The sequence below is a fragment of the Agaribacillus sp. DX54 genome, from assembly GCF_056858335.1.
On record NZ_JBXEQE010000039.1, the window covers coordinates 1 to 22,388 of the forward strand.

A 22,388-nucleotide genomic window follows, 5' to 3' on the forward strand; every position below is an offset into this window, starting at 1 on the left:
CAATGATTTGATTAGTGTCTTCAGGGGTAACATATTTTCTGATCGATTTTGATCTCGGCTCACCTTGTTCAGCCCAAATATGCTTGAAATCTAACTTCACAGCCCTACCAACATCAGAAATCCGTATAGAGTCAACTTCTATGTATCCAATATCCCAACTTCCTTGTGCACATGCAGTAAACTCAACGAATGTTATGATGAAAGTCAATAAAACATTTTTCATTTGGGTCTGATTAATAACATACAACATAATTAAATATAATTCAATGTTACTTACCCTGATTATAGCTATTCTAAATCTTATGTATATTGAATGGTATTCCCGGTGTCTTATAATACTTTTTGAACGGCTTATATAATCTGCAATTGCCAGATTTATCATGGTAGTTTCACTAATTGATTCTGTATATTCTTTTAAGCTTATATCCAGAAATTAATGCCATTCAACTTCCCAGACTTCAAAATCTGGTTCTACTTCATAATCATCATCTTGATTTCTGCAAGCAAATCGTATCCACTGAGCAGCTCTTTTCATGGAATGTGTTAAATTAAGCACTTTGCCAGCTTCGTGCATCTCAATATTATTAGAAAAAATTGCATATGCTTGTTCACACCAAACTTGCTTCAGTCTTTAAATCCTCGCGATAATCAACCCCTTTCAGCAGGTTTTCATCCCCTATAACATATTGCAATGTTCCATTCGTATAGTAATATGCGAAATGTCTTAATGCACTTTTGAAGTCCTTAGAGAGTTGTGTCGTTTTGCTTTCCTTTTTCTTTTCAAACATCTTGTAATTTCTGTGTCCGTCTTGCTCGCTTATTTTGTGTCTAATATGTCTATCATCAGTAAATCCAACCAACGATTTTATCTCCGATTTCAGATAGGTATTAAATTTTAATATACAAATATTTTTTGATTCAAAAGTCAGCATTTTGTAAGACTATTTATGTCTGGTTGGAATTTTCCGGATAAAATATTCTGCTATTCGAAGAAAAAATGAAAGAACAAATATTATTGGGATACCAAATAATCCAAAAGTCCGCACAATGCTTAGGAGACCATCCAGAAAATCGATATTACTATTATGACTTTCATACGACTCAATAAAATATTTCCCGGTAAAAAATATGATTAGCAATAGCAGCCAGAGAACGCTACCGTAAAAATAAAATTTTTTAAACTTATTTTTTTCTGATCTCATTTCTCCAATAGGTTATATTACTACAGGATTTCATGTAGAGTTCACTGTTTGCTAGCCAGTTGCGACTTATGCCGTATTAAGATCAAGCCTAAGTAACAAATTACCAAACCTATGTAAGCCGGTAATAGGTGAATAAAGTCGGTATACCCTATAATGAAGTGAACTCCAACAGCACAACCAAACCCTGCTGTCATTCCAATAAAGACGACTTGTCTAAGGTTTACTGTGGGTTCGGATCGTCTAATGCTAAAGAAGAATAAAAGTCCAATGGTCGCTACACCACTTCCAAATGATGCTCTATCATGAGCAATTAAAGGAATCAAATTTTCATTCACCCTGTTAAGGCCGCATACCGTGATTTTCATAAAAGCAAGGTCTTGCGGTACAAAAACCGTTGTCATGCCAATAGTCATAATTGTAAGGCCTCCTAAGACAAGTCCTGATGAAGTAAACAGCAGTAGCGCCTTTCCAATTCCATAGCTTGTTTTGAGGTCAAACTTTTCAGATGCCTTAAAGAGATCTTTGATGCCCTTATTCTCCAGCCTCGAATATGATTTAACCATTCCAACGATGAAGAAAGGAAGAAGCAAAATTGTGGCAATTCCGTGCCAAGAATCTAAATACCCATAACCTAAATAGGTGAGAAAGCTCCCAAATCCTACTATTCCGGATAATAGGAAGAGGTACCATGCCCATGCCTCTTTATTTTTCAAAGGGAATTCTGCAAGCCACATGTACAATGATCCGACAGCAATTATTGACCCTCCAAAAGCCACACGATCATGAAACATGAATAAGTTAATTCGACCTTCATTGAAATTCCAAAGTTCAGCAGCGGTAAGGCCTATAAACGCTGAGTCATGCGGTAGAAAATATCCACTTAGTGATTGGACAATAACGAGAAGTCCCGACAGAATGAGAATTAGGCCAGTAAAAACCAGAAAAGGTCTACCATCGCCAATAATCACTTCACTTATAGTTCTGTTATCTGCTTGGTGCATCGGGTATAATGGCTAAGTCAGATTACTTCCTTTCTTCTAAAAGCCTTTGCAGCATTGCCACCTTTTCCCTTTCACTTTTTAACAATTCTTCATACAATTTTTTGTTTTCTTCCATCGCCTCTGCCCGTTTTTCAAAGGGGTTAAAAGTACATTGGTAGTTAACTAAAGAACTATTATCGTTTAAAGTATTGTGAATTTGATTGAAAACAGCTTCCTCACTGAAATTTTTAATGGCATCCGAATTGACGCCCAAAGCGTTGGCCATTTTTTCTAGCGTGGCTTCATCCACATTCTCACTTTGCTCAATTTTGGAGATGGTCTGCTGGCTGACCCCTAACTTATCGGCCACCACATCCTGCTTGATGTCAAGCATCTCCCACATACGGCCGATCTTTCTTCCCATATGCTTTGCCTGAGGTTTGGTTTTATGTTCCATAAGCCAAATATATCGATCTCTAAAAATATCTCAAAACTATATGGTATTGTACAATTTGGATGGGTAAGCAGAATGATAAAGAGCTCTTGGCGCAGGCTTTTAATTTTTATGTGGATTTGGGGATGAAAAAGCTTGAATGGAGGGTAGAAAAAATGATTTGATCAAATACCATTTGTTTGTAGCCCGTTAGTCTATAGATTTTTAGCGCCTGTTACCAGCTTTTTTACATAAGTTTAATAAGTCTTTTTTCTTCTTGAGTCCATTCAATAATGTGTCGTGGATACCTGAATTTTATGGTATCGAGTTCTTCTCCCCAATACCAGTAATCGAAAGGCTGTTTATAGAGATCGAGAGACATTTCATTTCTAAGCTGGTCTATTCGAGCATAGATCAAATCTAGATATTCAATGTATCGGCCATAAGTTACCTGATCATCTACATTAAAAATGACTACATAATTGGGAGAATAGTTTTTTATGAATTGGTAAACAATCTGTTCGAGCTTTTCTTTTGATACAATCTCGCCGTTAAGTGTTGCATTCTCATTATTTACATATATCTCAATTCGGTTATATCCTTTTAAAGCATTGATACGGTACATTGGCGATTCAGGAAGTCGAATTGAATACCTGGAAAAATCAAGGTTTTCGGCAGAATCCAGAAAAGCCTCAAACTCAGGGTAGTATTTTGGATAAAGGGATTTCCAGATACCTGAATATTTAAATCCTGGATAGTTTGAAGGGTATTTTGAATACTTCCGGCCTGTTGAATACAGGATTTTTTGGAGACCTGCCTTTCTAAATTGGTATTTAAGTTCGTTCACAAAGCTCATAGGCAAGTCTTTTAGCAAAATCGGGTGGGGAATTGGTCATTAGTCAATACTTCTTTAATGAAAGGAGAGCTACACCTGATTCAAGTTTGCTAACTAATCACTTTTCCCGAAGAACTTTTATTGGATTTATTTGACTCAATTTAATCATCTGGGATAAAATGGTGCTAAATGCAACTGTCAATAGAATAATGGAAGGTAGAAGAATGTGTCTAAGACTAATTGAAATTCTATAGCTATAATCACTTAACCATAATTCCATTATATAGAAAGAGACCGGGACACCAATAACAGTGGCCATAAGTAGCAAAATAAAGTATCTTTTAAAAAATAAGAGTAAAATGGCGCTAGTTGACGCACCAAAAGTTTTTCTTATTCCAACCTCCAGTTTGCTATTAGCTGCTTCAAAAAGTGCCAATCCAATAAGTCCAATGCTGGCTAAAGCAATGGAAATAAAAGTGAAAATGCTAAAAACTTTAAAGAAGCTATCTTCGGTTTTATATTGTTCATAATATTTATCTTCCAGTAAAAAATACTCAAAGGGTTGATCACTGTAGGCATTTTGCCAAACATCATTCAGTGCTTCAGTTATATCTTTGAGAGAGGAGGGTTCGGTCGGAGTTAAGTTCAAGGTAATATACCCGCGTCCGGGATTAAACTTTAGAATCATAGGTTCGATCTTATTTCTTAAAGAAGTCTTATGATAATTGTCTATTACTCCAATAATTGTATAGGTTTTCTTAGCATCATAATCAAACAACTGTTCCCCTATTGCCAGGGTAGGGCTTAAACCTAAAGCCTGTGCTGAAATTTCATTGATTATCACTTTGGTTTCATTGGATGAAGCACTGCCGCGTTTGGAATAATCAGTACCGGTTAAAAGATGAATGCCATAGGTGTTTAAATAGTTTTCATCGACCCCGTTTACATAAAGCATAACACTATCACCCGAACCGACTTTTGAAAAGTTGACTTCACGTCGATAGGATTGTCCGGGTATTGTCGTTGATGAGGTAATGCTGCTTATCCATGGAAATTCAGATAATTCATTTTTAATATAATCCATCTTTATCCTTCTGCTGCTGCCGCTATCTTTTGGTGGCTTAATAATTAACTTATTTTCCGATCTGAATCCTAATTCTTTGGCCTTCATGTAGTTCAGTTGTGATGAAATGACAAATACTCCAATAATCAGTATGGATGCTATCGTGTATTGTGTTACAACCAACCATTTCCTCATTCTTTGACCTTTTGAGGTTTTGACTTTACCAACCATGGATACACCTGAAATCTTTTTAGATACTAAAAAGAAGGATGGATAAGCAGAAGTAATCATTGATCCGAATATAAAAAGACCTAAGAACAAACTATTAATATGAAGAACATCACTAAAAAGAGGTAAGAGATGATTCCCGGTAAGCTCAATGAAGTAGTCATAGGCCAGAAATAGAAAAAATACAGTTAAAAAAAATGCCATACCATGCACAAATAAGGACTCAAGAATAAATTGTCTTACTAATTGTGCATTTTTTGATCCCAGCGCTTTTTTAATGAATATCTCGCTGAACCTGTTTAGAGACTGAGCAATTGAAAAATTGATGAAATTAATCCAGGATAAAATCAAAATAAATAAGCCTACATAGACAAGCATAAGCTCAAATGAGCTTAGTTTAGGTATTAATGGCGTAAGGCCGATGGAAATCTGAGACCCTTTGTTTTTAAATACAGTTTGATCGGAGATATGATTTGAGATTTTATCGGACAAATCATTAATACTGATGGGACCGTTTGTCTGAATAAACTGGTTATTGACTGGATGATTCCATAAGTTTTCAGGATATGAGCTTGAAAAAAGAATGTCGAATTTGATATTTGAATTTTTAGGCGGATCTTCTAAAACACATGTGATCTTCCAATGCTCTTTACGGCCCCAGGGAACCCTGCTTATGATCGAGCGACCAATGGGGTTCTTATCACCAAAGTATTTTTTTGCTATCGATTTTGTAATGACCGCAGAATTTGGATTCATCAAAGCATTTTTTTGGTTTCCATGCACAGTTTTAAATGTAAACATTGGCAAGAATGATGAGTCTACGCGAAAGATCCTATGCTCATTATAGGATATCAAATCACCTTCCTTATCCGAGACCATTATCAAAGTTTCAACACTTCGATCAAATTTTGTGTGGTTAACAATTTCCGGAATAGTATGACGAGAAATGATGGTTATTCCCGGATAAGTTAATTTCCCCTCATAAATGGTATGGCCATTTTTTATCTCAAGTTGGGAAAGCTGAAAGATATTGTCTTGATTAATATGAAAATTATCATACGTTAATGAATATCCTATATATTTAGCAATGATTATGGCTGATACCATGCCAACAAACAAGACAAAAACATTTATGAGATTTTGGCTTTTATTTTTCCATATAATCCTGAGTAGAATGCTTATATCTCGATGTAACATCTGTCAGCTTTATTAATCATTATGCTTAATCCGGAGATTTCCTCTACCGGATTGCCGGATGGGGACAGCCTGGAACTGGTGACACTTTCAAATTCAAATACCGGGTTTAGCACTTCAAAAATCTCCTGTTCTTGCTTGTTTAAGGGCTTATTCGATATTTTCCATATAGCTTTGTTATTCAATCCTCACTGTTTTTTTGTTTTGAATTAAACAAAGTTAAGGTCCGATAAAACAATAGAAAGAAAAAAGACCACTAATTTCAATCAAAAAAAGGACTAAGCGGCTTTTATCAATGCTTTAAGGGCATGCAGCCGTTTTAAATCTTCCGGGAAAATTCGAGAATAGGCCAATAGGAAGATCCCTCACAAAGCCTTATAAATCCGTAATGCATGAGGCTCCGTAAACCGTTTCGCAAGTGGAAGCTGACCGAGCGCACCTCACCTATTGGTTTAATTAAATTAAGGCGAAACAGATCTGTGGCCTTAACAGAAATCGGACGGGTTACAATTGATCTCGAATACTTTTTAAGTCTCTGCCAGCCTTGTAGCCTTACCAGAAATGGTATGAAGGCCCGAATGCATTATTTATTTTATAAGTAATGATTCAAAACGCTTGAAAGTTGTAAATAGCAAAGTTTACAAATAGTAAATAATTTGTGAATTTTTTATTAATTCAATCATTTCCTCTCAAAATTAATGCGACTGTGATTTAGTCCCTTTTTTTTACAAATATGAAAATTCGCTTTACCGAATTTTCATATTTTAATCATATCAAAATTTTACAAAAAAAGCGTCAAAAAGCTCATTTTGGCAATAAAATGTTGTCAAAAAATATACTTATCCAATAAGCAAAAACTTATAAAAGTTACAAATAAGTAATGCTTCTTTTAAATTGTATTCCTCCTTTGACCTAATAATCACCATGTTAGGGAATCATTAAGCTTTAATATTTGTAAATTTTGCATTGGATTTTCTGCTATGTTTGATGTATTCATTTTGACTACTTAATCATTTCAAATTTATCATTTAAAATAACTTTTGAGCAAATCAAAATATTTCGACTTATGAAATTCCCCAGTCTAAAATCAAATCTGCTGCCATTTGAAATGCTTTTTGCCTTCTTAGCGCTGTTATTTTTCACTAATTGCGAAGATGACTCCGTTAAATACAACCCGGATACAAGACTCGAAGGAATTAGTGAAATTACATTCATATCCATCAACCCTGGTACGGGAAACGCATACACCGAGGCTGAACTAGCAGCGCTCAACTACAACCCCGCACAAGAAGAATTTTTCTTGTTGGAACAGCCTGTGGTGGTACAGGTCATTACACAAGGCAGGCCTGCGAAAGTGGAGGTAGAACGTGTAGGCACGACAACAGTTATTGGTAGTATTGACACCTTTCAAGATACTGAAAGGGGTTATGTGGGCACCTGGACATCTTCTATAAATGCACTGGGCATTCCTGAAGGTGACTCCGGTGAATTTGCCTTCTATGTTACATACGACAATGCAGGAGAGGATGGCTTTACCTCTCCTTCAGAGCACAGGGCCTTCTACAAAGTGAACCATGAATCTGCCAAATCGACACCCATATTTTTCACTGCTAACAGCCCTTTTCAAAGGTCAGAGGTTTCATTTACGGGTGATTTTACAGGTTCAGGGGTGGACGATTTTGGTTCTTTTATTGAGGTAAATGGGACAACACAGTTTTTGACCTTAACCGAAGATAACGGAGAGTTTGATTTTACTCATAATGATGATTTCTCTATCTCATTATGGGTAAATACCGAATTCACAAACAGCGACCCCTCTATCATTTCAGACAAAAACTGGGGAGGCGGTGGCAACATGGGTTTTGTTATTGCTTTTCTGGGCAGTAATTGGAAGGTTAATGTCGGTGACGGCAGCGGCAATAGGGCCGATGTCAACGGAGGTACCATCAATGATGGCCTGTGGCATCATCTGGCAGTAACCTTTGATAGAGATGGGGATATGACAGTTTATCAGGACGGCTTAAATCTTGCCAGCGTAGATATGTCCAATGTCGGAGATATGGACAGTAGCCTGCCCATTAACGTAGGCCAAGATGGAACGGGTTCTTATGGTTCATGGTTCGGCGGAAAAGTCGGTGGTGTTGTCTTGTCAAAGTATCTCCTGAGCGAGGATGAAATAAAACTACAGGCCGGAGAAATGGGCAGCGGTTTCAAATACATCGACATAAATCAACAATTGACCACCTTTAGCATCGACAATCGGGATGTTGTTCCGCAAGTTGAAAATGGTATGGTCATCAGGGAGTTTACCCCTGAGCAATTTGTTACCGTTGAAGATCCCACCGATGCCCTCTCTTTCAGATATGGAAATGACTTTTCGGTGGCCGTATGGGTAAAAACAACCTCAACCGCCAATGATCCCGCTATCATCAGTGACAAGAACTGGGGAGGTGGTGGCAACAAAGGTTTCGTCCTCTCATTCCTCGGCGACAGTGGTTGGAAGGTGAACTTAGGGGATGGTGAAGGTAACAGGGTCGATGCCAATGGTACTCAAATTAATGATGGTGCATGGCACCTTTTGGCAGCCACCTTTGATCGTGATGGTCAAATGGCTGTTTACCAGGACGGTTCTTTTGTATCGAGCGTGGATATGAGCGCTATTGGCGACATGAACAGTGGTTTTCCCATCAATATCGCCCAGGACGGTACCGGTACTTATGGAGTGGATTTCGACGGAACAATCGGAGAAACATACCTCTTTGATTTTGTATTGGACCCGGAAGAGATAGAAGCACTATATAATCAACTATAAGCCGGAAATCATCTAGCATAAGCAATATTTATTAATCGAACAATTATTGGAGCAATCATAATTTTTGGATCACCAACCAACAAAATAATGAAGACCTATAGAAAACTTTATACCTTTTTGACTGTCGCAGGAATATTATTTTCCGGATTGCTATATGGACAAGAACGTACAATAACAGGGCAAGTTACTGATAATCAAAGTCCATTGCCCGGGGCCACAGTAGCAGTAAAAGAATACCTGGAGATAGGAACATCCACTGATCTCGATGGTAATTTTCAACTGAGCGTCCCGGATGGAACAACCGCTCTTATAGTTTCATACATCGGTTATGTTACCCAGGAGATAAACCTAACGGCAAACGATAATTATGTGATTGTTTTACAGGAGGATGCCGCTCAATTGGATGAAATTGTAGTTGTAGGGTATGGCGTTCAGAAAAAATCGGATTTAACGGGATCCATCAGTCAGATAAAACTGGATGATAAGACCCCTGGTGCTTTTACCACGGTTGACCAGCTAATAGCGGGAAAAACAAGCGGTATTCAAGTGATCAATACAGATGGGGAGCCTGGTGCTTCTACCAATATTCGTATCAGGGGTACCGGTACCATAGGAGATAACCAACCCCTATGGGTAGTGGATGGTTTTCCTTATGTTGGAAATCCAAGCGCCTTACTAAACCTCAATGATATTGAATCGATCGATGTGCTTAAGGGAACATCTGCGGCAGCCATTTATGGGGCTAGGGCATCCAATGGTGTGGTCATTGTGACGACAAGAAGAGGCCAGAAAGGAAAATTACAGGTAACCTACAATGGCTATTATGGTCTGCAACAGAATCCTGATACCTACGATATGTTATCCGTCAATGATTACATTGACTTGCAAGCGGCAATGGGCAACGATTTCAGTACATTCCGGGATGCCCCGTTTGTCGATCATCAGGAAGAAGGGTTGTCCGATATGGCTTCCATACAATCACACGATTTCGGTGTTTCGGGAGGTACCGCTAAATCAAATTATGCGCTTACTGCTAATTACTTTAAACAAGAGTCTTCCGCAAGACCCGGTGAATTTGAGCGGTATACCTTACGATTGAATGCTGATTTTAATATAGGAAAGTGGCTTAAAATAGGAGAATCCCTGCAAATTGGAAGGAATAGCTCGTTTACTCCCCGTTATGGAAATGGTCAGGTGGCCCATTGGCCTCTTGTTGCCAGATCGGCGCCATTTTTTCAGCTTTTCGATGAAAATGGCATCTTAGGGTATAATGAAGTAAACACGATCACTGCGGGGCAGGCCGTCGCCACCACAGAAAATATTGCTGCCTTGGGCGATAGCAGGATAAGTGGTTTTGAAGGTAGCGTATTCAATATCGTTGGCAATATCTATGGAGAAATAACGCTTTTCAAAAACCTTAAGTACCGGCTTTCAGGTGGTATCACCCAGTTAAATGGCAATGGTTCTTCGTACAGGACAGGCATTATCGATGGAAGATTAGGACCATCAGGAGGGGATAACGACAGCGGGTTTAGCAGAAATCTAAGCCGTAGTTTTACCACCAACCTTACCCAAACCTTAAGCTATAACAACACTTTTGGAAAACACGCTGTAAGTCTTTTGGCAGGGTATGAGGAAACAACATTCGAATTTGAGCAGGTCTTGGCTGCTGCAACCGGTCTTCCATTTCCGGATTTGAGAACTACCGGCGGTGCCGATAGCATCGACCCTTCAAGGGAGAGCTTCGATCAATGGGTCATCAGGGGATGGTTAGGAAGATTGACTTATAATTTTGATGATAGATATCTGCTTACAGCAAATGTCAGGAATGATGAATCAAGTCGTTTTGCCCCGGGATTCAGAAGTCAAACTTTCCCATCTTTTTCCGTAGGGTGGAATGTAGCCAATGAAAGCTTTTTTCCGGCAACCAATATCATAAGTTCCTTAAAATTAAGAGGGGGCTGGGGACAGTCGGGAAATCAGTTTACCGGGAACAATTTTGCCTATGTGGCAAGCCTTAACCTTTTTTCCTCGGTTATTATCGGTGAGGATCAAAGGGCTGTCAACACGCCGGTGCCGATTGGTTTAACCTCTTCCACATTAACGTGGGAGGTCGTGAATCAAACAGACTTCGGTATCGATGCCAGCTTGTTCGATGACAGGCTCAATTTTACCATTGAATACTTTAATAGAAGGACAGAGGATATTTTGTTGTCTGTACAACCCCCTGGTACAAGTGGTTCCGGTTTCCAGGAGGTATTGATCAATGCGGGTGAGGTTTCCAATAAGGGCTTTGAAGTTCTTGTGGATTACAATTTCAATATTGATCAGGTCAACTTTAATATAGGGGGTAACCTCACTACCTTAAATAATAATGTCGAAGCATTGGAAAACGATGATGCCGTAATAATACGGGCAGCTTCCGATCAATTGGTGGACACCCATATTACCCGGGAAGGAGATCCTATAGGTTCTTTCTATGGCTGGGTCACTGATGGCATTTTTCAAAACAGGGAAGAAATCAGGTCGCATGCCACTCAAATCGGGGCAGAACCTGGAGATATACGCTTCAAGGACCTCAATAATGACGGTGTAATCAACGGTGAAGACAGAACAGTGCTTGGAAAATCCATTCCAGGATACTACTATGGCTTCAATATAGACGCCAATTATAAAAATATTGATTTTAAGGCTGTTTTCTTAGGTGTTGGAGATGTTCAATTGTTGAATGGCGGCAGGTATGAACTGGAAAGGATGCGCAATACCTCCAATCAATCCGTATCCACTTTACAGCGGTGGACCGTTGAGAATCAATCCAATACATTTCCAAGGGCAACGGCTACAGATCCCAACGGTAATGCCCGTACATCTGACAGGTGGATCGAAGATGGTGACTATTTCCGGCTCAGAAACTTACAAATTGGGTATACTATCCCACAAAAACATTTAAATACCTTGTTCAATGGTGTGGTCAATAATCTAAGATTTTACGTCGCCGGACAGAACCTGTTCACTATAACGGATTATTCAGGTCTTGACCCCGAAATCACCGTAGGTTCCACATTTAACTCAGACCTGGCTAGTGATGCCCCTATTGTCAATGGCAATGACTCCGGCCGAACCCCCGCTCCAAGGATATTTCAAATTGGTATACAAGCAACGCTTTAATCTTGAATTGTTATGAAAAAGAAGTATTTACTGTTAACACTGATTTTTTTCGCGCTTTCTTGCGCCGATGTTGATCTGGTACCATTGGATAGACCCAATGAGGAAAGTTTTTATAATAACTTTGAGCAGTATGACGTCATTACGTTATCAGCTTACAGTCCGTGGAACAAATTGTATCAAGCTTCCAGTTCCGCATTGAATGTTTGGTCTCCAATATTTAAGGTGTTGCTAGCGCCCTCCGATAATGTACAACCTACCACATGGGAAACACAGGAAGCCACTATCACAGGTTTGCAAGAATATAATGACTTGAATTTCGATCCTTCACTCAGACCATTGGACAGGGTTTATAAATTTATCTACGAGGGTATTTCCAGGACAAATTTAGTTTTGGAACGACTACCGGACGGTGTTCAAAGAGAGGTAATCACCGAAGATCAGTCTAATCGTTTAGAAGGAGAGCTCAGGTTTTTACGGGCCTTCTATCATTTTCAAGCAGTCAAATTTTGGGGCAACCCTCCCTTAATCACAAAAAGAATTGTTGATTTTGAGTCATCGGTAGTCGGCAACAGCGATGAAGCTGAAATTCTCGACCAAATCATCGACGATTTTCAGTTTGCCTTCGATAATCTTCCTACACGGGACGAGTGGGGACCGGAAAATTTGGGAAGAGCCTCAAAATGGGCGGCAATGGCATATATTGGAAAAGTAAACGTATGGCAGAAGGATTGGAATGCGGCCATCACCGCTTTTGAATCTGTCAGGACGAATGGCCCATTTATGCTTCTTTCAAATTATGAAGATAATTTTGCCGCTGATGCGGAAAACAATGCCGGTACAATTTTCGAATTACAATTCGGGGATAATCCGGGGGCTGTCAATATTTGGGTTTTGGAGGCACAGCCAGGTGGTCAGGGAAACCAACCTGCGGTACAACATACCATGCGGCTTTACTGGACACACGCACACAGAGATGCTTTTCCCGGACGCCAGTACAACGCAAATGGTATAAGTTTTACTTTTGAAAGCCGGGGCCTGTATGAATCCACACAAGCATTTGCCGATCTGTTTGAACCAGGCGATCCGAGAAAGACCGCTACGGTGTATGCTGAAGGTGAGGATTATGTTACCAGAACCGGGGAGACCTTTCCATACACACTTGGCGAAATTACCGATGACAACGGATTTACCTATGATTACACCCAGGGTGTTCACATAAAAAAGTATTTAGGACCAAGAGGTATAACGCCCGAAGGTGTACTTGACGGTCGTGGTCACTATAATAATGACCGTTTTTATCGTTATGCGGAAATGCTCTTACTATATGCTGAAGCGCTTATTGAAGTGGGACGGTCTGGCGATGCCATGAATATAATTAATAATGAAATAAGGGCGACTTTAGGTATGGGGCCCACCTCTATTTCGGATCCGACTGAAGCAATGCGTTATGAAAAAAGGGTGGAACTGGCTTTCGAAGCGGGGCAACGCTTTTTCGATATACAGCGATGGGGTATTGGACCGGAAGTTTTTGGAACACAATGGCAAGATCGCCTGAATCACTTCCCATACCCTTCTGAAGAAATCACCAGATCCGGCGGTGCGCTTCAACAGAATCCGGGATATTAAAAGTTTTCGATAATTGTTCGATTCAGATTCAGAAGTTTGATTTAGTTGTTATAATTTAAGTAAGCAAAAATGGGGCTTTGTTCCCCATTTTTGTAGTTTTTGATTAATGAAAGCAGGCATTGTTATTTATTATTTTACCACACTTGTTTTAGGCATTTTCTTATTGTCCTCATGCAAGAAAAAACGTTTTGAGCTATTAGCTCCATCAAAGACGAACATTCACTTTATTAATGCTATTTCCGAAACGGATTCGTTAAACGCATACAACTACCCCCATCTTTATTATGGGGCAGGCGTAGGGGCCGGAGATTTCAATAATGATGGGTTAATAGATTTGTATTTTTCTGGCAACCAGGTTCCGGGTAGACTCTATTTGAATCAAGGCGCTATGGTATTTAAGGATATAACAGAGCGTGCCGGTCTGTTAAAGCATAATAGTTGGGAGACAGGTGTCAGTATTGTGGATGTCAATCAAGATGGGCTTCAGGATATATACATCAATGTTTCCGGACCGCCGAATGCAGATAAAACAAACAGACTGTATATTAACACCGGTAATCTCAAATTCGAGGAATCCGCTTCAGTCCATGGATTGGACATTGACAAGCAGACCATACAAGCTGCTTTTTTTGATTATGACCTGGATGGTGACCTGGATGTTTTCCTGATAGTAAACCCCTCAAACTTCGATCCCCATACTGTTAACAATATAAAAGAGCGCCATATAAAAGGGGAAGCTGCCTCAACAGATATATTGCTAAGAAACAATGATAACGGCACATTCACAGACGTTTCAAAAGAAGCCGGGATTCTCATTGAAGGCTACAGTCTGGGACTTGCCATTTCGGATATAAATATGGATGGTTGGCCTGACATTTATGTATCCAATGATTTTCTGTCGAATGATATTTTGTATATCAATCAAAAAAATGGCCGTTTCAAAGATATGGCTACTACGATGTTAGACCATACAAGTTTTGCGGGCATGGGCATCGATATCACAGACTTCAATGGAGATCAATATCCGGATATTGTACAATTGGATATGCTCCCGGAAGATGCTTACCGGCAAAAAATAATGTTACCGGGCAACAATTATAAAAAGTTCGACTTAATGTTAAAAAGGGGCTATCTCCCACAATACACAAGAAATACCCTTCAACTCAATAATGGCAATGGCACTTTTAGTGAGATTTCATGCTTATCAGGAATTAGCAGTACAGACTGGAGTTGGTCTCCCCTGCTGGCAGATTTTGATAATAACGGATACCGCGATCTCTATATAACAAACGGTTACATGCGGGATATGGGCCATCTCGATTTCATCAATTATATGTCCTCAAACGTTTCCACCTTTGGCAGTAATGACTATAAAATACAAAAATACCTGGATCAGATAGCTAAATTAGGTCCTGTTTCTATTCCCAACTATATGTACCAAAACCAAGGTAAGCTCAATTTTGGAGACAGGACTAATGATTGGGGGTTGAATAAAGAGAGTATTTCTCACGGCGCGGTATATGCAGATCTGGACAATGACGGCGATTTGGACCTCATCGTCAACAACACCAACCAAAAAGCATTCGTTTATGAGAACCATACCAATGACATCGATAATCATGGATTTCTAAAAGTATCAGTTAAAGGCCCACCGAACAATATCGATGCCTACGGAACCAAAATAATGATCACCCATGGAGAGCAGCACCAAATTTACGAGCATTATTCGGCAAAAGGTTACTTGTCGTCAATACCTTCCGTCACACATTTTGGTTTGGGAGCTGACTCGCTGGTTACTGCTGTCGAAGTTTACTGGCCCGATGGCAAATATCAGGAGAAACGGCATATTAAAGCAAATAAGCATTTGATGTTTGACTACAACGAGGCCTTCCTGTCAAAGAAATACAGCGTTGAGCCTCCAAAAAACACCATTTTTCAAAGTACACCACACAACGATTCCATATTCGGGTTCAGACATACGGAAAACCTATCCATAGATTTCGATAGACAGCCATTACTGCCGCATACACATTCGGAACTAGGCCCTGGTATTGCTGTAGGTGACATTAATAATGATGGACTTGAAGACTTTTACATTGGAAATGCATATGGGCATCAGGGAAGCCTTTTTATGCAATCAGCTAATGGTTTCACAATACGGGAAATCGGGGAAGATGAAAAATTTGAGGATATGGGTTGCTTGTTTTTTGATGTGGATAACGATTCCGATTTAGACCTTTATGTGGTAAGCGGGGGTACGCATGAAGAAGGAGCCTCTGAGAAATATCAGGATAGAATCTATATTAACAAGGGAGACGGACAATTTATCAGGAACAACAACGCCTTGCCCACAATTACTACCAGTGGATCTTGTGTGGTAGGTGCAGATTATGATCGTGATGGAGATTTGGACCTATTTGTTGGAGGTCGGGTGGTTCCGGGTGATTACCCCACTACGCCGAAAAGCTACCTTTTACGAAACGATACCCATGGAGACCATGTAAAATTTACGGATGTTTCAAACGATATGATTTGGGAAGCAGGGATGATATCCGATGCCAGATGGACAGATTTTGACAATGACGGCTGGTCGGATCTCATGTTGGCAGGGGAGTTTATGCAAATAACATTCCTTAAAAACAATCAAGGTAAACTTGTCAAAATCAATCCTGAAGGCTTAGAGGACAGCTATGGTTGGTGGAACAGTATAACTTCGGCAGATTTTGATAATGATGGTGATATAGACTATATCGTCGGGAATTATGGTTTAAACGGTAGATATCGGGCTTCTTCAGCATATCCCCTTACATTGCTTTTGAATGATTTTGATCACAACGGCCGGAACGATCCGGTTTTATGTCGCTATATTGGAGATAAGCACCAGATATCCCATTCCAGGGCCGATTTGATAAAGCAACTGAGTGGGATGCAGAAACGATTCGTGACCTATGATGCTTATGCCAGGGCAGATGTTAAGACTTCATTTACAAAACAGGAATTGAGTACAAGCAAGGTGTATACCTCGCAGAATATGACTCACAGCTACATTGAAAACCTCGGAAATTCCCAATTCAGTATGCGTCCACTGCCATTGGAAACACAACTGTCTGCTGTTTTTGGCATGATTTCCAAGGATATTGACCAAGATGGGAACACAGATGTTATTTTGACCGGAAACCATTTTGGGGTAGAAGTATCCACCGGCCGTCTTAACGCGCTAAAAGGTCTTGTTCTTTTGGGGAACGGGCAGGGTCATTTTTCCATTTCCAGGCAAGATGAAAGTGGCTTTTTTAAATCAGGCAACGCAAAAGGAATGGCATTTGCCTATCAAAATGAAAGTGTTTTACTCCTTTCGGCCAATAACGATGGACCGCTCGATGTATTCGGGCAACAGCTCGAAAATGTCACGTTTTTACCTGTAAATCAAAACGACGTCAAAGCCATAGTAAAAGACAAAAATGGCAAAAGTATGCTCAAGGAGTTTTATCATGGCAACGCTTATCTTTCCGGAAGCTCCAGAAGGTTGATGATCTCAAAAGAAATCGATGAGGTGACCATTTTTGACACCAAAGGAAACAAAAGAATTATTAACCCGAATAACCACAAAATTGAATGAGAAAAAATAGCAGTCCGTTGGCATTGATGATTGTTCCTTTGATCGTTGTTTTTACTTTTTGTTCCTGCACAAAACGGATGAAAAACGAAAATGGCATTGAGGGTGTTTCACATGTTTTGATGATGGGGGTTGACGGTTTGAGTCCTGACGGTATCAAAAAGGCCCATACACCGGCTATCGACAGTTTAGTAGCCTTTGGTGCATCTACTTTCTTTGCAAGGGGCGTAATGCCAACAAGTTCAGGACCCAATTGGGCTTCTATTCTAATGGGCGCAGGTCCTGAAGAACATGGAGTAACCAGCAATTCTTTTGACCCTAACGAGCCCAGTCTGGCACCAGTCGCCAGTGGAAAGGGCAAAAATGGGCTTTTCCCCAGCATATTTGAAGTAATCCGTGAACAGAAAAATGATTGGGAGTCGGGTGCCATTTATCATTGGGGAACAATCAGAAATTACTTTGAGGAAGAACATTTAAATCATTTCGAAAATCCTGAAAATGATCGAGCAGTGGCAACCAGCGTCATAAAATACTTAAATAAAAAAAGACCTGCGTATTGCTTCGTGCATTTTGATGAAGTCGATGCGGCCGGACACTCATTTGGCCACGGGTCGGACGCTTATTACCATGCCGTTGAAAAAGCAGATACGCTCATAGGTGAAATCCTGAGTAGCCTTCAAACAAATGGTATGGCCGGTGAGACTTTGGTTATGGTTACTGCAGACCATGGTGGCCTGGGTTTTGGCCATAACGAAAACGTGCTCGAAGTCATTGGCATTCCGTTGATATTATCCGGTCCCGGTGTTAAGAAAGGCTACCGTATCCAAATGCCTGTTAGTGCGATCGACAATTCACCTACGGCCGCTTTTGCACTTGGAATAGAAAGGCCCAATGTCTGGGTTGGGCAACCCATAAAAACTGCATTCGTGGGCTATGATGAGGAAGTATCCTACGCAAGAAGGACATTTTACAGGCAACCCAGGATAAAACCCTCAGGTGACGGTTTTAAACCATCGGGAGGGCTATACATTGGTGATGAAACAACAGTGGTAATTGAAAATACGACCGCTGATGCTACCATCCGTTACACCTTAAATGGAAGCGAACCTACCGGAGCTTCTCCTGTTTATAAAACGCCGTTGAAAGTACGACAAACCACCACAGTAAAGGCAGCCTTGTTTATTGAAAACAAAAAAGTATCCAATACCAATACGGCTTTTTTTAGACTGGTGGAAGATCCGGTTGACAAAGGTATTACCGGGACATTTTATTATGGAAAAAACTTAAACAAACTTCCGGATTTCAACCTGTTAAAACCTGTGGGTGAAAAAGTCCATGGTTTTGAATTCAGTTCGGAAGGGTTGGATTATCCAAAAGGGGGTGATCAGGTGGCTGTTAAATTCGTTTCATATCTGAAAGTAGAAAACCCTGGAAAATACACTTTTTTTACGGAATCAGATGATGGCAGCAAGCTTTATATTAATGGAAAAGCAGTTGTGGACAATGATGGCAACCATGGGGTCCGTCCAAGGGAAGGCACCGTTTTTTTGGAATCCGGAAAACATAAGGTAGAAGTAACCTGGTACAACAGTGGTGGTGGGCTTTGGCTGCAGACCTATGTTGAAGGCCCGGGTTTCCACAGGCAAGTATTGACATCTGATATGCCGAATGCTTCGCTCAGTTTGCATACAACCAATTAAAAATGTTTTCAGTATCTTAGAAAAAATTTTGCGGCTATATCCAAGGTACAAAGATTTGAACCTGGATAAGCCACTTTTCAGAGATGAAATTCCAAAGCTTTTTGAAGAATCACCCAAAACCAAACAATACCTCGTAACAAAAAAAGCTGAACCTAAATTAGTCCGGCCATTGTTCTTTCATGGCTTCAGCCAATTTTCAAAAATGCCCTGAGATATGTACGAACCTGGATAGTGTTGAAATGACGGAGCTTTGTGAAAACCTTATTATGTGTATATTGAGATAAGTGTATAGTAAATACACTTTATTCACCAGCAAACGTTCGCTTACCTTGGCGCTCAGCGATTCATTTTTGTCATCGATAGAAACCATCATGCTGTTGGCCGAGGGTTTACTTACCTCAAAAATCATATTTGCTATTCAAACCTAGAAACTCCATTTTAGCCTTGTAAACACAAAACTTCCCAATGTGCCAAAAATACTGCTTTCATCACCACCAAATACTTGGCTGGCCACAAGGAATTCCGTGTTTCTATTCAGTGAAAACGTGATGTCCGGATTGATGAAAAAGGACTGGTCATCGATGTAGTAGATGCCGTTTACATTTACAACTACCAATGGCGTAATGTCATAACCTGCAGTTCCAAATAGTGCCCATTGGTTAGGGATCAGTGTTCTAGCGGTAACCGGTTCCAATATATCAATTTGCGTGACTTCACCTCCGGTGTTGCTATTGAACATTCCTTCCAGCCGGAAGTTCAACGTGTTGGGAAACGTGTAATCAAAAGAAACGCTGGCTGCCAGGTCAGCCTCCTGATTATTGTTGTAAGGTTGGAAGTAAGTTAGCTCCCCTTTGAATCCGGCACTTTTAACCTGTCCAGCCCAGCCTACACCAAGAAAAATGTCTTCCAGGTGTTTTCCTGACAATACCTGGAAGTCGTATTCCCATTGGTTGAAATTGTATTTAATGGCCATCGTCAGACTATCAAATGTTTCAGCATAATCGGAGGCCACTTCCAGGGACGACAAAGGACTGGCTGTGTATTTGAATAGCAAAGCGTCTGTTCCCCTTCTTTCCTCATAGTCAAAATCAAAAAAGGAGTAGGCATTGAAGACATCATTTGGGTTCCATACATAAGACTTGCCCCAGTTGATCCGTTGCTTTCCGGCAATTACCTGGTAGCGTCCTTTTCGCCATTGGATGTTTAGCCGGTCTATGTTGGCGTAAAAAAAGTAGGAGTCATTTTCTCCAACGATCCAATCTAACTGCCATTGATCCAACGATGCGGTCACCTGATTCTCAAATTCCGGATTGAATTGAATGTTATTGCCAAAGTACAGCCGGTTGCGTCCTTCTATATTGAACGTCAAGGTTTTTGAAAGACGCCAGTTGATATTGTACCGGTTGTGAATTTGATTGTCAAAATGCCACAACGAATCTCCTGCCGGAACGGATACCGTCACCAGGTCTTTGACATACCCGGAAAGCTTTACTGATGATTCCTTCTTTTTGCCTGGGTTCGAGTTTGCGAGTTCATTTTGACCGAATGTAGGATGAGGAAGGTATGGTAAAGCTGAAAGCATACAAATAATCAACTTCTTTAACACGTGTTAGAATGTTACTTGTTATAGTCCTCTTTTACGCTTCCGTCTTCAAATACGATCACTCTTCTGGCCCTGTCCACGACTCGTTGATCGTGGGTTGAGAAGATGAAGGTAATACCCTCCTGCTCATTGAGTTTGACCATAATGTCCAGCAAATCCGCAGTAGATCTGGAGTCAAGGTTTGCCGTAGGTTCATCGGCAATCACAAATTTTGGCTTATGCGCCAGTGCCCTGGCAACTGCTACTCGTTGCTGCTGGCCACCGGATAGTTTACCGGGACGGGAATGAAGCCTGTTGCTCAGACCAATGGCTGACAATAACTCTTTTGATCTCGAATGTCTTTCTTTGACTGGCCTTCCTTGCATTTCCATGATGAACTCGACATTTTCGATGGCGGTGAGTACCGGCAGGAGATTGTAGCTTTGAAACACGAACCCGATATGATCCCTTCTGAATTTTGTTTTTTGGGTTTCACTCATGTTCGTCAGATTGTTTGAGGCAATACATACTTCTCCTTCAGAAGGGTTGTCAATGCCGCCGATCATGTTGAGCAGGGTGGTTTTCCCTGATCCCGAAGCACCTACGATGGCTGTAAACTCTCCCTCTTTGAAAGTAAGGTTCACCTGATTCACCGCATGCACAGGAATGGTCTTGGGATTATAGGTCTTGCTTAGATTCCTTATTTCAATAATTTCCATTTTGATTTGTTTGAAGGTTTATCAATCTCTTAATGCAGCATGTGGCCTGATACGAAGTGCCCGGAATGCCGGGAAAACGGATATGATGGCGGTGAGCATGGTTGCCAGTACGCAAACCATAACAATCATAGGCCAAACGACTACCGGGTAGATGGTTGCCCTGATACCTAGTAATGCAAACCCCGAACCAAGCGGAACTCCTGTTTGTGAGGTCACATTTACAATGACAATGCCCAATAAAATACCTGTTAAGGAGCCAATGAACATCAGAAAGCCTGACTCTTTGACTAACATAAAAAGCACTGACCATTTGCTTTGGCCAATGGCCCTGAGCATGCCAATTTCACGGGTTCGCTCTTGAACGATCATGTTCATGGTATTCAACAGTCCGAACCCCAGGCCTAACAGGATGATGATGGTAAACAGCATACTCACCGCTTCTGTGAAGCCATTGAATGCATAGAGCTGTGGTAGTAGCGTGATCCAGGAGTAGTGGCGATAGTCAGAAGGCAGGCTTTTCGCTAAAAAGTCTTCGATACCGGCCAACTGCATTCGATCATTTATCAGGATGGCAATTTCATGAGGGTTCTTGATGCCGGATAACTCACCTAAATCACTGTACTTTACAATGGCATTGTTCTCATCATAAGGTGTATTTGGTGTCTCAAATATGCCGGACACCCGGAAGGCACCTCCTACGATTTCACCTGAAACAGCTTTCAGCGTGACAATTACTTTTGATCGAATGCTGAGTTTTAGCCTTTCTGCCGTTTTTTTACTGACAAGGATGGGTTTGGGTAGATCACCCTCCAGGAAAGTTCCTTCAATGAGATAATTTTTAAGTGCAGAAAATTGAATTTCAATTTCTGGCTTCACACCTGTGAGCTGGGCGATGCTGGTATTTTCCGGGGTAGTCAAAACCGCTTCTGAAACCATCCGCTCGGTAATGGAGACGATTTGCGGTTGATCCTTCAAGAGAGCTCTCACCTGTGCAGGATCAGCAATGTACTGATCGATTTCCCGGAACGTATTGAAATCTTTGTTTTGAATCTGGAGGTGTCCGGTTTGGATGCTGACAGCATCATCCAACCGTTGAGCGGCTATCCCTTTCATCAGGTTAATGGTGAATATAGCCAATGCCAATCCGAAGAAAGCGGCACCTATGAAAATGAGGCTCCTGGTCTTGTTGCGCCAGATATTTTTCCAGGCTAATCGTGTGGTCATCGTTTAATG

General features: G+C 40.6%; 17 protein-coding genes. 5 read left to right on the plus strand and 12 right to left on the minus strand.

Going from position 1 to position 22,388, the window contains the following annotated elements:
* The 8 genes from AC04NP_RS26695 to AC04NP_RS26730 form a co-directional block, all read right to left on the minus strand.
* On the minus strand, positions 1–382 hold a 382-nt coding region (locus tag AC04NP_RS26695), incomplete at its 3' end, for a hypothetical protein (protein WP_482863135.1).
* A gap of 51 nt (positions 383–433) precedes the next feature.
* Positions 434–574, minus strand: a complete 141-nt coding sequence (locus AC04NP_RS26700; protein WP_482863136.1) for a DUF7677 family protein — start codon at positions 572–574, stop codon at positions 434–436.
* 34 nt (positions 575–608) lie between these two features.
* Positions 609–932 carry a DUF7677 family protein gene (locus AC04NP_RS26705; protein ID WP_482863137.1) on the minus strand — a complete coding sequence of 108 codons (324 nt, stop codon included), beginning with the start codon at positions 930–932 and terminating at the stop codon, positions 609–611.
* Between the two features lie 311 nt (positions 933–1,243).
* Positions 1,244–2,203, minus strand: coding sequence for a hypothetical protein (locus AC04NP_RS26710; RefSeq protein ID WP_482863138.1), 960 nt, complete (start codon positions 2,201–2,203; stop codon positions 1,244–1,246).
* Between the two features lie 22 nt (positions 2,204–2,225).
* Positions 2,226–2,639 (minus strand): helix-turn-helix domain-containing protein, encoded by a 414-nt coding sequence (locus AC04NP_RS26715; protein WP_482863139.1) that lies wholly within the window; start codon positions 2,637–2,639, stop codon positions 2,226–2,228.
* Between the two features lie 223 nt (positions 2,640–2,862).
* Positions 2,863–3,471, minus strand: coding sequence for a hypothetical protein (locus AC04NP_RS26720; RefSeq protein ID WP_482863140.1), 609 nt, complete (start codon positions 3,469–3,471; stop codon positions 2,863–2,865).
* A gap of 97 nt (positions 3,472–3,568) precedes the next feature.
* Positions 3,569–5,938 (minus strand): ABC transporter permease, encoded by a 2,370-nt coding sequence (locus AC04NP_RS26725; RefSeq protein ID WP_482863141.1) that lies wholly within the window; start codon positions 5,936–5,938, stop codon positions 3,569–3,571.
* The gene (locus AC04NP_RS26730; RefSeq protein ID WP_482863142.1) at positions 5,920–6,120 is read right to left on the minus strand and encodes a hypothetical protein; all 201 of its coding nucleotides are present in this window, start codon (positions 6,118–6,120) and stop codon (positions 5,920–5,922) included. Before AC04NP_RS26730 ends, AC04NP_RS26725 begins: the two co-directional genes overlap by 19 nt.
* 881 nt (positions 6,121–7,001) lie before the next feature.
* On the opposite strand from AC04NP_RS26730, the gene AC04NP_RS26735 reads away from it, so the two are divergent.
* The 5 genes from AC04NP_RS26735 to AC04NP_RS26755 all read left to right on the plus strand — a co-directional run bounded on the left by AC04NP_RS26735 (position 7,002) and on the right by AC04NP_RS26755 (position 18,854).
* Complete coding sequence (locus tag AC04NP_RS26735; RefSeq protein ID WP_482863143.1) at positions 7,002–8,747, plus strand: LamG domain-containing protein; 1,746 nt, start codon at positions 7,002–7,004, stop codon at positions 8,745–8,747.
* An 87-nt stretch (positions 8,748–8,834) separates the two neighbouring features.
* A complete protein-coding gene (locus AC04NP_RS26740) occupies positions 8,835–11,915 on the plus strand; it encodes a SusC/RagA family TonB-linked outer membrane protein (protein ID WP_482863144.1) in 3,081 nt (1,026 codons plus the stop codon).
* Positions 11,916–11,927: 12 nt separating this feature from the next.
* Entirely contained in the window at positions 11,928–13,541 is a 1,614-nt protein-coding gene (locus AC04NP_RS26745; RefSeq protein ID WP_482863145.1) for a RagB/SusD family nutrient uptake outer membrane protein, read from the plus strand.
* Between the two features lie 106 nt (positions 13,542–13,647).
* Complete coding sequence (locus AC04NP_RS26750) at positions 13,648–17,157, plus strand: VCBS repeat-containing protein (protein WP_482863146.1); 3,510 nt, start codon at positions 13,648–13,650, stop codon at positions 17,155–17,157.
* The gene (locus tag AC04NP_RS26755; protein ID WP_482863147.1) at positions 17,154–18,854 is read left to right on the plus strand and encodes an alkaline phosphatase family protein; all 1,701 of its coding nucleotides are present in this window, start codon (positions 17,154–17,156) and stop codon (positions 18,852–18,854) included. The genes AC04NP_RS26750 and AC04NP_RS26755 overlap by 4 nt, the downstream gene beginning before the upstream one ends.
* A gap of 196 nt (positions 18,855–19,050) precedes the next feature.
* Here AC04NP_RS26755 and AC04NP_RS26760 read toward each other — a convergent pair whose 3' ends face one another.
* From AC04NP_RS26760 to AC04NP_RS26775, 4 genes are read right to left on the minus strand one after another with little or no spacing between them, the layout of a single operon-like run.
* Positions 19,051–19,263, minus strand: a complete 213-nt coding sequence (locus AC04NP_RS26760; protein WP_482863148.1) for a hypothetical protein — start codon at positions 19,261–19,263, stop codon at positions 19,051–19,053.
* A 15-nt stretch (positions 19,264–19,278) separates the two neighbouring features.
* Positions 19,279–20,436, minus strand: coding sequence for a hypothetical protein (locus tag AC04NP_RS26765; RefSeq protein WP_482863149.1), 1,158 nt, complete (start codon positions 20,434–20,436; stop codon positions 19,279–19,281).
* A 35-nt stretch (positions 20,437–20,471) separates the two neighbouring features.
* The gene (locus AC04NP_RS26770; protein ID WP_482863150.1) at positions 20,472–21,155 is read right to left on the minus strand and encodes an ABC transporter ATP-binding protein; all 684 of its coding nucleotides are present in this window, start codon (positions 21,153–21,155) and stop codon (positions 20,472–20,474) included.
* 21 nt (positions 21,156–21,176) lie between these two features.
* On the minus strand, positions 21,177–22,379 hold the full coding sequence (locus AC04NP_RS26775; RefSeq protein WP_482863151.1) for an ABC transporter permease: 1,203 nt from the start codon (positions 22,377–22,379) through the stop codon (positions 21,177–21,179).
* Positions 22,380–22,388: the final 9 nt, after the last annotated feature.